Source organism: Oleisolibacter albus (genome assembly GCF_003336875.1).
In the GTDB taxonomy this organism is placed as follows: Bacteria; Pseudomonadota; Alphaproteobacteria; order Azospirillales; family Azospirillaceae; genus Niveispirillum; species Niveispirillum album.
In genome coordinates this window covers 91,958-106,053 of the sequence record NZ_QGNJ01000006.1, presented here as the reverse complement: position 1 = coordinate 106,053, position 14,096 = coordinate 91,958, and the positions used below count along the sequence as shown (strand labels likewise).

General features: G+C 69.2%; 11 protein-coding genes. 6 read left to right on the top strand and 5 right to left on the bottom strand.

The genetic code is table 11. The features are described 5' to 3' along the window. Window positions 1-67: 67 nt before the first annotated feature. The 3 genes from DK368_RS10200 to DK368_RS10190 are packed head-to-tail and all read left to right on the top strand — an operon-like array spanning window position 68 to window position 3,547. The gene (locus tag DK368_RS10200; protein ID WP_240002429.1) at window positions 68-1,615 is read left to right on the top strand and encodes a phytoene desaturase family protein; all 1,548 of its coding nucleotides are present in this window, start codon (window positions 68-70) and stop codon (window positions 1,613-1,615) included. A gap of 1 nt (window position 1,616) precedes the next feature. Then, window positions 1,617-2,423: a lysophospholipid acyltransferase family protein gene (locus tag DK368_RS10195; protein ID WP_114393846.1), complete on the top strand. Its 807-nt coding sequence runs from the start codon at window positions 1,617-1,619 to the stop codon at window positions 2,421-2,423. Beyond that, window positions 2,420-3,547: a glycosyltransferase family 2 protein gene (locus DK368_RS10190; protein ID WP_114393845.1), complete on the top strand. Its 1,128-nt coding sequence runs from the start codon at window positions 2,420-2,422 to the stop codon at window positions 3,545-3,547. Before DK368_RS10195 ends, DK368_RS10190 begins: the two co-directional genes overlap by 4 nt. 287 nt (window positions 3,548-3,834) lie before the next feature. Here the strand turns inward: DK368_RS10190 and ispH are convergent, their stop codons facing one another. Beyond that, a complete protein-coding gene (ispH, locus tag DK368_RS10185) occupies window positions 3,835-4,821 on the bottom strand; it encodes a 4-hydroxy-3-methylbut-2-enyl diphosphate reductase (RefSeq protein WP_114393844.1) in 987 nt (328 codons plus the stop codon). 197 nt (window positions 4,822-5,018) lie between these two features. Here ispH and glgX point away from each other — a divergent pair, with 197 nt between their 5' ends. Further along, window positions 5,019-7,217 (top strand): glycogen debranching protein GlgX, encoded by a 2,199-nt coding sequence (glgX, locus tag DK368_RS10180; RefSeq protein ID WP_420818897.1) that lies wholly within the window; start codon window positions 5,019-5,021, stop codon window positions 7,215-7,217. Between the two features lie 86 nt (window positions 7,218-7,303). Continuing rightward, window positions 7,304-7,585, top strand: coding sequence for a hypothetical protein (locus tag DK368_RS10175; protein ID WP_114393843.1), 282 nt, complete (start codon window positions 7,304-7,306; stop codon window positions 7,583-7,585). A gap of 71 nt (window positions 7,586-7,656) precedes the next feature. On the opposite strand, the gene DK368_RS10170 is transcribed toward DK368_RS10175, so the two are convergent. Then, entirely contained in the window at window positions 7,657-8,130 is a 474-nt protein-coding gene (locus DK368_RS10170; protein WP_114393842.1) for a Csu type fimbrial protein, read from the bottom strand. Between the two features lie 86 nt (window positions 8,131-8,216). Then, complete coding sequence (locus DK368_RS10165; protein ID WP_162305970.1) at window positions 8,217-9,125, bottom strand: spore coat protein U domain-containing protein; 909 nt, start codon at window positions 9,123-9,125, stop codon at window positions 8,217-8,219. A gap of 208 nt (window positions 9,126-9,333) precedes the next feature. On the opposite strand from DK368_RS10165, the gene DK368_RS10160 reads away from it, so the two are divergent. Further along, the gene (locus DK368_RS10160) at window positions 9,334-10,695 is read left to right on the top strand and encodes an amidase (RefSeq protein WP_162305969.1); all 1,362 of its coding nucleotides are present in this window, start codon (window positions 9,334-9,336) and stop codon (window positions 10,693-10,695) included. On the opposite strand, the gene DK368_RS10155 is transcribed toward DK368_RS10160, so the two are convergent. After that, the gene (locus DK368_RS10155) at window positions 10,658-13,186 is read right to left on the bottom strand and encodes a fimbria/pilus outer membrane usher protein (protein WP_240002428.1); all 2,529 of its coding nucleotides are present in this window, start codon (window positions 13,184-13,186) and stop codon (window positions 10,658-10,660) included. The two genes, DK368_RS10160 and DK368_RS10155, sit on opposite strands and share 38 nt — an antisense overlap. Continuing rightward, window positions 13,183-13,923 carry a fimbrial biogenesis chaperone gene (locus tag DK368_RS10150; protein ID WP_114393839.1) on the bottom strand — a complete coding sequence of 247 codons (741 nt, stop codon included), beginning with the start codon at window positions 13,921-13,923 and terminating at the stop codon, window positions 13,183-13,185. The genes DK368_RS10155 and DK368_RS10150 overlap by 4 nt, the downstream gene beginning before the upstream one ends. Between the last annotated feature and the right edge of the window lie 173 nt (window positions 13,924-14,096).

Here is a 14,096-nt window from a genome sequence, read left to right as displayed (position 1 = left end):
GCCGAACGGCCGCCGCCGCTGTTGATGCGGCAGGCGGCACATGGCGCAGGGCAGGAGGCATCCGATCGTGGCAGGCAATTCCCCTTCCGGTGCGGACGACCGCATCGGCATCATCGGCGGTGGTCTGGGCGGGCTGGCCGCCGCCTGCACCCTGGCGGCCCGCGGCCACCGGGTGGTGCTGTTCGAGGCCAATGGCTGGGTCGGCGGCAAGGCGGCCCTGCTGGAGGAGGCCGGATACCGTTTCGACATGGGGCCGACCATCCTGACGGTGCCGCGGGTGCTGCGGCGCATCTTCGCCGAAGCGGGACGCGACCTGGATGCGGCCCTGGATCTGGTCCGGCTGGATCCGCAATGGCGCTGCTTCTTCGATGACGGCAGCGTGCTGGACCTGCAGGAGAACCCGCAGGCCATGGCCGCCACACTCGACCGCTTCGCCCCCGGAAGCGGGGATGGCTATGCCCGCTTCCTGGCCCTGTCGGAGCGGCTGCACAGCATCTCCGACCGCTTCTTCTTCTGGAAATCGGTGGAGGATCTTGGCGACACGCTGAATCTGCGCCAGAGCCTGGACCTGAAGACGCTGTCGGATGTCATGGCCCTGCGCATGGGCCACACCGTGGCCGGCACCGTGCGCACCCATGTGCCGGAAAAGCGGGTGGCGCAGATGCTGGACCATTTCGTGCAGTATGTGGGCTCCAGCCCGTTCAGCGCCCCGGCCGTGCTCTGCGCCATCGCCCATATGCAGACGCAGGACGGCGTCTGGTATCCCAGGGGCGGCACCCGCGCCGTGCCGGCGGCGCTGGACCATCTGGCCCGCGATCTGGGCGTGGAGATCCGCACCGGCTGCGGCATCCGCCGCATCGTCGAGCGCAACGGCCATGTGGTCGGCGTGGAAACCGAGCGGGGGGAGGCCATCGCCCTGTCGGCCGTGGTCTCCAACATGGACAGCGTCCGCACCTACCGCGACCTGCTGGGCGGCGCCCATGCGGATGCCGTGGGCGGCAGGCGGGCGGTGGAGCCGGCCTGCTCCGGCGTGGTCTTCTATCTCGGCCTCGACCGGGCCTATGACCATCTGGCCCACCATGATTTCGTCTTCTCCCGCGATGCCGAGGAGGAGTTCGACTGGATCTATCACAAGGGCGAACCGGCCCCGGACCCCAGCTGCTATCTGGCGGCCCCGGCCCGCACGGAACCGGGCGTGGCCCCGCCGGGCGGCGAGGCGCTGTATGTGCTGGTGCATACGCCCTGGCTGCGCCCGCACCATGACTGGGCGGCCATGCTGCCGGCCTATCGCCGGGTGGTGTTCGACAAGCTGAAGCGCACGGCCGGGCTGACCGATCTGGAGGACCGCATCCGCGTCGAACGCGTGCTGACGCCCCAGGACATCCATGACCGCTACCGCGTCCTGAACGGGGCCATCTACGGGCTGGCCAGTCATGGCCGCTTCCTCGGCGCCTTCAAGCCCGGCAACCGCCGGCGCGATGTGGGCGGGCTGTATCTGGCCGGCGGCAGCGCCCATCCCGGTCCCGGCATGCCCATGGCGCTGATGTCGGGCTGGATCGCCGCCGACAGCCTGGACCAGGACCGCGGCGGCCAGCGCCGGGCGGGAGTGGCCTGAGATGGAGGGGCTGCCCGACCCGCAGCGCCTGCATTCGCCCGCCCTGGTGCGGTTCTTTGGCCGCGTCATGGCCCGGCAGATGGCCGCCCGCTTCCATGCCGTGCGCGTGGCCCGCCCGGGCCTGCCCGAGCTGCCGGCCGGGGTGCCGGTGCTGGTCTATTGCAACCATCCGTCCTGGTGGGACGCGGCCCTGCTGATCCTGCTGGCCACGCGGTTCTATCCGGGCCGCCGCAGCTTCGGCCCCATGGATGCGGAGGCGCTGCGCCAATACGGCTTCATGCGCCGCATCGGCCTGTTCCCGGTGGCGCCGGGCACCGCGGCGGGAGCCGTGGCCTTCCTGAAAGTCGGGCAGCAACTGCTGGAACGGCCGGACACCATGCTGTGGGTGACGGGGGAGGGCGCCTTCACCGATCCGCGGCGGCGGCCGCTGTGCCTGCGACCGGGCATCGCCCATCTGCTGGTGCGGCTGCCGCGTGTCATCGCCCTGCCGCTGGCCATCGAATACCCGTTCTGGAGCGAGAAGACCCCGGAGGCGCTCTGCCGCTTCGGTGCCCCCATCGATACGGCCCTGATGGACGGGACCAGTCCGGCAGCGCTGCACCGGCTGCTGGAACAACGGCTGGAGACCACCCTGGACGCGCTGGCCCTGGCGGCCCAGGCCCGTGATCCCGGCGCCTTCATCCGGCTGCTGCGGGGGCGGGCCGGGGTCGGCGGTGTCTATGATGTCTGGCGGCGCCTGCGGGCCTGGAGACGGGGCGAGCCGTTCGCGGCCGAACACGGCGCCATGGCGGGCGAGGGGCGGCGGTGACCGTCCTGGGCTGGATCTGTCTGGGCTTGGCGCTGCTGCCGCTGCTGCTCGGCCTGTGGAATCTCTGCCTGTTCCGCACACCCCGGGACCTGTCGCCGGCGGACACGGCCCTGTCCATCCTGATCCCGGCCCGCAACGAGGAATCCAGCATCGGCGACGCCGTGCGCGCCGCCCTGGCCAGCCGCGGCCTCCGCATCGAGGTGCTGGTGCTAGACGACCAGTCCAGTGACCGCACCGCCGCCATTGTCGAGGAACTGGCGGCTTTCGACCCGCGTGTTCGTCTGCTGGCGGCGCCGCCGCTGCCCGAGGGCTGGTCCGGGAAGCAGCATGCCTGCGCCGTGCTGGCCGCCCAGGCCCGCTTTCCGCTGCTGCTGTTCCAGGACGCCGATGTACGGCTGGAAGCGGACGGGGCCGCCCGGGCCGCCGTGTTTCTGCTGCGCCGGCCGGGGATGGCCCTGGCCAGCGGCTTTCCCCGCCAGATCACCGGCACCCTGGCCGAACAGCTGCTGATCCCGCAGATGCATGTTCTGCTGCTGGGCTATCTGCCCATGGCCTGCATGCGGCTGTTCCGGGCACCGGCCTTCGCCGCCGGCTGCGGCCAGCTGATGCTGGTCCGGGCCGACGCCTACCGGCAGGCGGGCGGGCATGGTGCCATCCGCACCTCGCTGCATGACGGGGTGATGCTGCCGCGGGCATTCCGCCGCGCCGGCCTGCGTACCGACCTGTTCGACGCCACCGCACTGGCCCGCTGCCGCATGTATCGTGGCTGGGGGGAGGTGAGGGCGGGCTTGACCAAGAACGCCACCGAGGGCATGGCCACCCCCTGGGGGCTTCCGCTCTGGACCCTGCTGCTGGGGGGCGGGCATGTGCTGCCCTGGCTGCTGCTGCCGGCCGCCACCCTGGCCGGTGCCGACGCGGCCCTGGAGCTTGCCGCGCTGGCGGCGGGGGCCTCGCTGCTGTTCCGCCTGCTGCTGACGCTCCGCTTCCGTCAGCGCTGGCCGGGGAGCCTGCTGCACCCGGCGGGCGTGGCCTTGATGCTGTGGCTGCAATTTCAGGCCTTGCGGGACCATCGCCGTGGCCAACCCGCCCGCTGGCGCGGACGCAGCTATCCCCAGGCCGGCTGACCGCGGCGGGGGCTGGGGATCCACAATCTCCATATAATGGATTTTCAATGTCTTATTGTTCTTCTTCAATCTATTTTCTTAGATAATAAGTCGGTGCTCTGCCGGCCCGAAAGCCCCCCTCATGTCACCGAAACCCCGTGCCACAGCTTCGGATGCAGACAAAAATCCCAGACTTCCAGCGCCCCCTCGCCACCACCCTGCATTATCGCAGCGCAAACACCCGCCCTGCGAACTCGCAGCTTATGGGCGGCCACCGCAATCCGGGGCAAATGCTCCTGCGCTTGGCCTTATTCGGCCGCCTGGTCGGGGGCGGCGAACAGGGGCGGGAACCGGGGCAGGCGGAAGCTCTGCGTCTCCTCGGCCAACCGGACGGTCCGGACATCCAGGGTGAAGCGCAGCCGCAGGGCGTCCAGCACCTCCTGCACCAGCAACTCCGGGGCCGACGCGCCGGCCGTCAGTCCCAGGCTGGCGATCGTCTCCAGCCGGTCCCAGGGCAGGTCGTGTGCCCGCTCGATCAGGCGGGCATCGCCGGCCCCGGTTGTCCGCGCCACCTCCACCAGCCGGTTGCTGTTGGAGCTGTTGGGCGCCCCGACGACCAGCAGCAGATCCACCCGCGGCGCGATGGCCTTGACCGCGGCCTGCCGGTTGCTGGTGGCGTAGCAGATATCGTCGCGGGCCGGGCCGGTCAGCAGCGGAAAGCGCTGCTGCAACCGTGTCACCACGGCCGCCGTCTCTTCCACCGCCAGCGTGGTCTGGGTGGCATAGGCGATGGTCCGGTCGGCCGGCAGCGTCAGCCGGTCCACATCCGCCGGGGATTCCACCAGATGCACGGCGCCGGGCGGGGCCTGCCCCAGCGTGCCCACCACCTCGGCATGGCCGTCATGGCCGATCAGCACCACCGGCCGGCCGGCGCGCACATGGCGGTCCACGGCGCGGTGGACCTTGGCCACCAGCGGGCAGGTGGCATCGACCACAGGCAAACGCCGCCGCCCCGCCTCCTGCCGCACCGTCTCTGCCACGCCGTGGGCGGAGAACACCACCGGACGACCGTCCGGCACCGCATCCAGCTCGTCGACGAAGACAGCACCCTGCCGCTTCAGCCTGTCGACCACGTAGCGGTTATGCACAATCTCATGCCGGACATAGACCGGCGGCCCGTACCGCCGCAGCGCCTCCTCGACAATGGCGATGGCGCGCTCGACCCCGGCACAACTGCCTCGGGGAGCGGCCAACAGGACGGTCAGGGGGCGGCGGGGCGCGGACGGGATATTCATGCCCAGTGACCATGGGGCGCCCTTTCCCGCCCGCAAGGAGGCACGGCAATCCGCTAACCGATTGCGCCGCGGCGCCCCCTTCTGCGCGGATCATTCCCGCACGGATGCGCCCGGGTCCGCGATGAATTCTCCGCGGCCGGCCTGCCCGCCCGTGCTGCTGGCGCGTTTACAACCCACTGTGGGACGGAGGAGAGATCATGCGGGATCAGGTGGCGATGGGTCAGGGCAAGCCGATGGCGGCCGGCATTCGCCGATCGCGGATCGAGGAGGGGCTGCCATTTCCCCTGGGGGCGACCTGGGACGGCCTGGGCGTGAACTTCGCGCTGTTTTCGGCCCATGCCACACGGGTGGAGCTGTGCCTATTCGATCAGGAAGGGAAGAGAGAGCTAGAACGTATTGATCTTCCTGAATATACCGATGAAGTCTGGCATGGATACCTGCCCGACGCCCGGCCGGGCACCGTCTATGGCTACCGGGTCCACGGCCCGTTCGAGCCGCAGGCCGGCCACCGTTTCAACCCGCACAAGCTGCTGCTGGACCCCTATGCCAAGGCCCTGGTCGGCCCGCTGAAATGGTCCGATGCCCTGTTCGGCTACCGGGTGGGTTCGCCTCGTGCCGATCTGACGCTGGATCGCCGTGACAGCGCCCCGGCCATGCCGAAATGCCGGGTGGTGGACCCAGCCTTCACCTGGGGCCGCGACCGTCCGCCCGCCATTCCCTGGGACCGCACCATCGTCTATGAGACCCATGTGCGCGGCTACACCATGCGCCATCCGGCGGTACCGCCGCATCTGCGCGGCACCTTCGCCGGCATGATGCAGAAGGAGATCGTGGACTATATCCGCTCACTGGGCATCACAGCGGTGGAACTGCTCCCGATCCACGCCTTTGTCGATGATCGGTATCTGGTTGAAAAAGGCCTGCGAAACTATTGGGGTTACAACTCGATCGGCTTTTTTGCCCCCGATCCACGCTATGTGGCTGGCCCGGTCATCACCGAGTTCAAGGAGATGATCGCCCATTTCCACGAGGCCGGGATCGAGGTGATCCTGGATGTGGTCTACAACCACACGGCCGAAGGCAACGAGATGGGGCCGACGCTGTCCTTCAAGGGCATCGACAATGCCAGCTACTACCGGCTGCTGCCGGACCAGCCCCGCTACTATATCAATGACACTGGCACCGGGAACACCCTGAACCTCAGCCATCCCCGCGTGTTGCAGATGGTGATGGACAGTCTGCGCTACTGGGTGACGGAAATGCATGTGGATGGGTTCCGCTTCGACCTGGCCACCATTCTGGGGCGCGAGCCCCATGGCTTCGACCAGGGCGGCGGCTTCCTCGACAGTTGCCGCCAGGACCCCGTGCTGTCCCGGGTCAAGCTCATCGCCGAGCCGTGGGACATCGGCCCCGGCGGCTATCAGGTCGGTGGCTTCCCGCCGGGCTGGGCCGAATGGAACGACCGCTACCGTGACACGGTGCGCAGCTTCTGGAAGGGCGACGAGGGCAAACTGCCGGATCTGGCCGACCGGCTGACGGCCTCAGGCAGCGTCTTCAACCAGCGCGGCCGCAAGCCGTGGGCCAGCGTGAACTTCGTCACCGCCCACGACGGCTTCACCCTGCACGACCTTGTTTCCTATAATGACAAGCACAACGAGGCCAATGGCGAGGACAACCGCGACGGCCACTCGCATAACCTGTCCTGGAACCATGGCGTCGAGGGTCCCACGGACGATGCCGAGATCAAGGAACTGCGCGAACGGCAGAAGCGCAACCTGCTGGCCACGCTGTTGCTGTCCCAGGGCACACCGATGATCCTGGCCGGCGACGAGTTCGGCCGCAGCCAGAACGGCAACAACAACGCCTATTGCCAGGATAATGAGATCGGCTGGATCGACTGGGACAGCATCACCGCCGAGGGCGAAGCGCTGACGACCTTCGTCCGTCGGGTCATCGGCCTGCGTCAGACCTATCCGACCCTGCGCCGCCGCCGCTTCCTGACCGGCTATACCGATACCGGCCTGGACAGCAAGGATGTCACCTGGATCACGCCGGCGGGCGTGGAGAAGGCACCGGAACAGTGGCAGGACCCCAATGCCCGCTGCCTCGGCATGCTGATGGACGGGCGGGTGCAGTCCACAGGCCTGCGCAAGCCGGCGGGCTATACCACGCTGCTGCTGATCGTGAACTCCTACCATGATGTGGTGCCCTTCACCCTGCCCGAGGTCAATGGCGGCACGGGCTGGCACCGTCTGCTGGATACCAGCGCCCCCGACCTGGAAGAGCAAGCGGAGACGGCCATCGGCGGCGTGCTGGAGATCCCCGGCCGCTCCCTGCATCTGCTGGAATTGCAGCCAGACCATCGTACCGGCCGGCACCGGCGGCCGGACGACTGATGGATGCGGACGAGCACGGAACGGGGAGAAAGAGGTAAGACCACCGCGCCGAAGCGGAACCGGCGTTTGTTCAGGACCCGTTAAGCATGCAGGTGCTTACTGCCGGCAGGGCGGCCCTGGTCGCCCCCTTGTTGCATCAGAAGGAAGTGCCCGCCATGCGCCGTCTCCCGCCGAGCCTTCTGGAGGCCGCCTTCGTCCAGGCCCGTCTGCTGGATCAGTTCATCGCCGTGGCACGGGAGGCCCAGGACCGGGAAAGCGGCTTTACCCGCGAAAGCCTCAACGATCTGATCGACACTCTGCGCGACGAACGGCGCAGCATCGGCACCATGGCCCGACCGCGTCTGGTATCGGTCAAGCCGGCGCCATGATCCGCCCGGGCAGCTAACTTTTTATCTTGGAAGAATACTATAACTTGCTGATTTTTCTGAAAAAATGGCGATCATCGCGCCTGGATGCTGATGGTGACGATGTCTTCGTAATCGCCGGCCGTCGCTTCGGGATTGGCCGGAACCGACACGGCAAGGGTTGAGCGGCGGACATCGCCGGTGGCCGTCCGTTCCGCCGACAGGCTGCCGTTCTGGCCGACACTGGCATCGCCGTAGCGCAGGCTGTAGCCCACGCCACCGCCATCGGCCCGCAGCAACTGGCCGCCATTCTTCGAGGTCACACTGACCACATAGCCGCCGGCAGCGTTGCACTGTTCCTCAACCGTGGCCACCCCGACCTGGGACTGGCCGCGGATCAGATCGACACTGGCATTGCTGGCACTGACGCTGACGGTGCAGACGGGCGGCACCACGCCGCGCAGGGTGATGGAACTGCGGTCGGAACCGGCATCGGCCGCCAGCACCAGACCGAGGGAGGCACAGGCAGCCAGCCCGGCACAGACGACGAACCGCACAAGACGCATCATGCCCCCTTCCGCCCGTTTTGGGCTGCCTCATTCCCCGTCCGCGACCCCGCTTTGCGGACGCCAGCGGCGACGGGAACCATATGGCATCAGCGGGCGGTGACCGTAAGGATCAGATTGTCGCGGTAGGTCCCAGCCAGGGCCCGCTCCACCCCACCAGCCGACACCAGCACCTGATGCCGCTGGAGGCCGAGCCCATCAAGCCGCAGAACCGCCTTGCTGCCCGGATTGACCATGTACCCGTCCACCGTCAGCTGGTACGGGATTCCTGTGGCCACACCGGGGGCGATCAACTGGCCCCTGTTTTCGGACTCCAGGGCCAGATCATACGCCCCATTGCCGAGAACCTCCAGATCGAACTGGCCGCTGCCGCGTTGGGTCAGGTCGCCCAGATCCAGCGTGCCGGCCATGCCGCGCAGGTCGCGCTTCACCCCGTCCAGGACCACCGAGGCCTGGACCACCGGCTTGACCCGGGTCCGCACGCTGACCGGGAGGACGGCGATAGGCCCGAGCAGAATGCCGAGAAAGGACTGGTAGACACTGATGCGGACCTGGTCGGTGTAGGTCCCCTGTCCGGCCATCTGTCCGGGCGTGACCCGGCTGAAGAACTGGAATTCGGCCGTATCCTCGCGGGCGTCGAGCACCGTCGCGAACAGTCCGTTCTCCGATCCGAACAGGTCGGTAACCGGCTGGGTCAGGGCGGCATCCTTGTAGAGCTGGTACTCCAGCCGGTCCCGGCCCTGGACCATGACGCGGTCACCGTTGCGCCCCTGGTCGATGCCGACGACGATGCGGCAAGGCAGGCCACCAAGGAAGCGGACGCTGAACCGGTGATATTCCGGCAGCGCGTCCCCGAACGGATCATAGGTGCGGGCCGGTTCGATGCGGGTGATGTCCCCCACCTGGACACGGCAGGTGGTCGCCTGGGCTGATCCGCCCGGAGAAAGCAGAAGCAGCAGCAATGCGATCAGGAGGGAAAGGCGGACGGTGTGGTGCATGGGCCTAGCATAATCCCATCCGGGGCGGAAAAAAGCCCTGGTCATGCAGGCCAGGGCCGGAAGTCTCACAGAAAGGGTATTCCCTTCCACCGTAGACCGCCGCTGGCGGGCGACGGTCCATCGGGATAAGAGAACCGGTCTTTCCTCCCGGCCCCGTCAGGCCGGGGTGGCCGCGTCCCGGACAACCCGCAACCGCAATGGAGCCCCCATGACCGACCAGACCCACGTGGAAGCAGCCCTGGACCGGATCGCCCGCCTGAACCCGCTGCTCCATGCGTTCCGCCTGCCGACACCGGAGTTGGCACGGCAGGCTGCCTGGGCGCAGGAGCGGACCCCCAGTCCGGGACCGCTGGCTGGCCGTCTGCTGGCCATCAAGGATCTGTTCGACCTGCGTGGCACCCCCACCGGTGGCGGTGCCCGCACCCCGGTGATCGAGGAGGCGGCGCGCACGGCGCCCGCGGTCGACGCCTTGCTGGATGCCGGCCTGATCCCGGTGGGCAAGGCGGAAACGGTGGAACTGGCGCTGGGCAGCTGGGGGATCAACCGCGCCACCCGGACACCGCGCAATCCCTGGGATGCGGCGGCGGTGCGGGTGCCCGGCGGGTCCAGCGCCGGCACAGCCGTGGCCGTGGCCGCCGGTCTGGCCGATCTGGGGCTGGGCAGCGACAGCGGCGGCTCCATCCGCATCCCCTCCGCCCTCAACGGCCTGACCGGTCTGAAGCCGACCTGGGGCCGGGTCGCGCTGGCCGGCTGCCTGCCCCTGAGTCCCAGCCTGGATACCGCCGGTCCCCTGGCCTGGAGCGTGGCCGACGCGGCCCACATGCTGGCCTGTCTGTCCCGGACGGGGGACCTGCCGCCCTTCGACGCCGCGGCGAGCCTGCGGGCGGCAGCGGGAATCGCCGGCAAGAGGCTGGCCGTGCTGGCCGATTCTGCCCTGTCGGCGGTCAGCGATCCGGTGGGCGAAGCCTATCTGCAGACGGTGTCCCGGCTGGAGCGGCTGGGAGCGCGGCTGGTGGAGGTGCGTCCGCCCCTGGACCCGGCGGCCCTGGTGGAGCCGACCGGCGCCCTGCTGGCGGCGGAGGGCTGGCGCTGCTGGCAGAGGCGGGTCGAGCAGCGGGGCGGAGAGATGGACCCTGGCGTGCTGTCCCGGCTTCAGGCCGGCGCCGTCATCGACGATCAGGCCCTGTCCCGCCTGCATGCGGCCCGCGCCGGCGACCAGGGCCGGTTCCATGCCTGGCTGCAGGAGGTGGAGGCGCTGCTGACCCCGACCGTCCCGGTCCCGGCGCCCACGCTGGCGGAGGCCGACGAATCGGCGCTGCCGTTCAGCCGCTTCACCCGCATGGCCAATTGGCTGAACCTGCCGGCCCTGGCCCTTCCCATGGGCTTCACACCCGCCGGCCTGCCCCTGTCGCTGCAGATCGTGGCCCTGCCGGGGCACGAGAATCGCGTCCTGGGCGTGGGACAGGCCTATCAGCAGACCACCGACTGGCACCGCCGCCGGCCCGATCTCGACGCGCTGGCCACCGCGGCCGTCACGGCGCCGCCAGGGGCAGCGTCCCCAGGGCAATGACACCCTCGGCCTCGGGTGGAACCGTAACCGGCAGGGGGCGGGCCTCGACCCCGGTCAGCACCAGTTCCCAGCGACCGGGCCGCACACCATCAACGCGGAACCGCCCCTTGCGGTTGGTGAAGAAGGGGATCTGCTTGGTATCCGGCCGGTCCAGCGGCCGCAGCTGGCCGGAATACAGGGCGGCGGCGGCGCCATCGGGCAGCAGCAGCATGCCGTCCACTGACGCCGTTGCATCGGTGCCGATGGGGACCAGCGTGCCGGTGCGGTAGCCCGGCTGCACCGCCGGCCGGTCATCGCCCAGATCATAGCTGGCCGGGGCATCCGGCACATCCAGCAGCAGCGGCCGGACCAGATAGGGGGCGATGTTCGGCACGATGGGCGGCCCCAGCGCATCGCTTTCGGCCAGATACAGGTCATTGACCGGATCGACGCCGACCACGCGATCGCGCAGGCGCGCGTGCGGAACCACGATGGCGAAGCTGTTGCTGATGGGCCGGGTGATACCGCCATGACCGTCGGCGAAAGCCAGCGCGGAGGCCAGATTGACCTGGGTGCGGTTCTCCGTGCCGCTGCCCGGCCCCAGGGCACGGGACACCACATCGTGCCGCACGCTGGCTTCGAACCGCTGGTGGGTGTAGCTGGCCAGCCCCTGCACGCTGTCACCACTGCCGGCCTGTTGGGTGGCGTCCACGCCCAGGGTCCAGGCATCCACCGGCTCCAGGGACTGGTAGCGCCAGTCCAGTTCGCGTTGACGGGCCGCGGTATCCAGGGTGGCACCGACGGTATGGCGCCCCTCATCGAAGGTGAAGCGCAGCGACAGGTACAGGCCGCTGTCGCGTCGCCCATCCTCCTCCCGCTGCCGGGACAGGGTCAGGTCCAGGCTGCCGGTTGTGCCCAGGCGCTGGCGCAGCGTGAGATCGGTGGAATAAGCGTCCGCCCCGCCGCCGCGGAAACGGCGCCAGCGCCCGCCCAGCGCCACGGTCAGATCCTCGCTCAGAGGCTGGCTGATGCGGGCGGCGGCGTCCCACCGCGTCGGGTCGGCAGTGTCCGGGCTGCCGAAACTGCGATAGTCGGCATTCTGCCAGGACAGCTGGAGCGAGACCGTGCGGTTCTCCCACAGATCCTCGCCGGTGCGGTAGTCGCGGAAGCGCAGGGTGGCGGCGCGGCCATGGCCGTCGCTGCCGGCCGGCTCCAGGGCAAAGGTGCCGAACGACGTGGCCAGCATGGCCTCCCCCGACAGCAGATGCTGCCGCCGGTCTGCCTGCACGCCCAGGCCGACAGTCAGCCGATCGCTCAGTCCCAGGCGATGATAGCCGGAAAAAGCGGGCTGCTGGCGTTCGTAATGGTAGACATCATCGCTGACCTGCGACGGGACGCCGGCGGTATAGGCGAATTCATGCACGCCGTCGGCCAGCAGCTGGCTGTCGAAGAAGAACGGGAACTCGATGGTCTGCTCACGGCCGAAACTGTCGGTGATGCGGATGCGGACGTCGTTGGTGCCGAACACGCCGGGGAAGTTGCTGAGATTGTAAGGACCCGGTTCCAGGCGGAAGGTCCGGGTCGGGCGGCCGTTGACCAGCACCTCCACCACCGAGGACTGATCCAGGATGAAATCGCGCTGGCCCGCCGGCTGCACCACCCGATAGGGCTGCAGGCTGAAGTTGCGGGCGATGGAGAGGCCGCCCAGCGACTGCCCGACCTGCGGTCCTACCACCGGCGTCACCACATCGCCGGCCTGAACGCGCACGCTGCTGTCGGGGAAATCGCGGACCAGGCGCGTGGCCCCGCGCGACCAGCGCCGGGCTCCGTCCTCGCGGTAAAAGATCTCACTCTCCGCCACCACACCGTTCCAGGCCAGGGCCGGCTCGAACACGGAGGACAGATCACCGGTCTCGCCCTGCCTGCCGCCCCCTTCGACCCGGTCCAGCGACGCCCGCATGTTCATATAGGCCGACAGCGCCGCCGGCGGCAGCACCTGATAGCCGTGGGCGGCACCAGCCCAGTCGGCCACGCGCAGCGTCTGACGCTGATGCAGGGCCGGGGGGATCGTCACCACCACCACCAGCTCGCCAGGGTCCACACGCACGGCAATGCCGCCCGGCGGCGCCGCATGCAGGCTGCCATAGCCATCCGCGCCGGCAACGCCACGCAACGGGGCCAACCCGTCGGGCTGCGCCAGCGGTTCGAGGAGGCGCACCAGGGCGGCCACATCGACCAGGGTTTCGCTGCCGGCGATACGGGCCGGCACCAGCCCGATCTCCCGTCCATCCACCTGGACCGGCAGATCGAGCTGGCGGGCCTTTTGCGCCGACGGGCGGCCGAACACTTTATTGAACAGGTCCGGCCTGGCAGGCGTGTCCGGCTGCGCCGTCCCGTCCGCGGCGGCCGGCATGGCCGCCAGCACCACCGGAATGACCAGCAGCAGCAGAAAGGTCAGCCACAGCCCGAAACGCCGCCGCCGTTCCGGGCCGTCTGACGCGGTCCTGCTCACGGCAGGCGAAGGTCTGCCGTCACGGGGCCGACCGCCAGACCGGCGGGCCAGGGCAGCAGGAAGCGCCGCGTGGTCCCGGCCAGGATGTTCTCTCCGGCCAGCCCCTCCAGCTGAGGGCCGGTCAGGGTCAGGCTGCGTCCACCCGCCGTCAGCGCCAGGGTCGGGTTCAGCAGCATCTGGCGGGCACTGCCCGCATTCTGAACCACCAGCTCCAGCTGCTGTTTGCCCTGCGGCCCTGCTACGTGCTGGGCGCCCGTCACCGTCAGGGCCGGGGATACGCCGGCCGGGCGCACATAGAGCGACGCCACATAGCGGACCAGCAGCCGCACCTGGCCACCGGACGTGGGGGCCTGGCCCAACTCGACCGGCAGTTGCTCGGCGATCAGCCGATACGCCTGCTCACGCGGCGGATTGCCGTTGCCGATCCACTGCACCCGCACGGACTGGGTCTGCCCGGGCTCCAGGATGATCTGCTCGGGAAAGACCACCCAATCATCGTCCGCCGGCGTCAGCACATCCTCGCCCTCCCGGTCCTGGGCACGGGCCAGGATGCGGATCTCGACGGCGGCCGGCTCCTTGTTCTCGTTTTCCAGGCGGAAGATCTGGGTGGCGCCACGCCCGGCCGGATCGAACTCCATCTCGATGGGGGCCAGCCGGAACGCCTGGGCGGCCGGCGCGAACAGCAGACAGAAAGCCAGGGCCGCCAGGGACCGGAACAGGCGGAAACGCAGAACCATGGACGGAATGCCTCAGCGGGGACAGGACGGTGCGGCGGGGGACCGCGGTCCGATCCCGAACCCACCCCCTCCGTTTGCGCCGACCTTAGCGCGACAGGGCGCGGAAATCACCCGCGAACCCCACCCGAACGGATAATCCTGCGCCCTGACCGGCGACCCGCGCCAGCATGGAC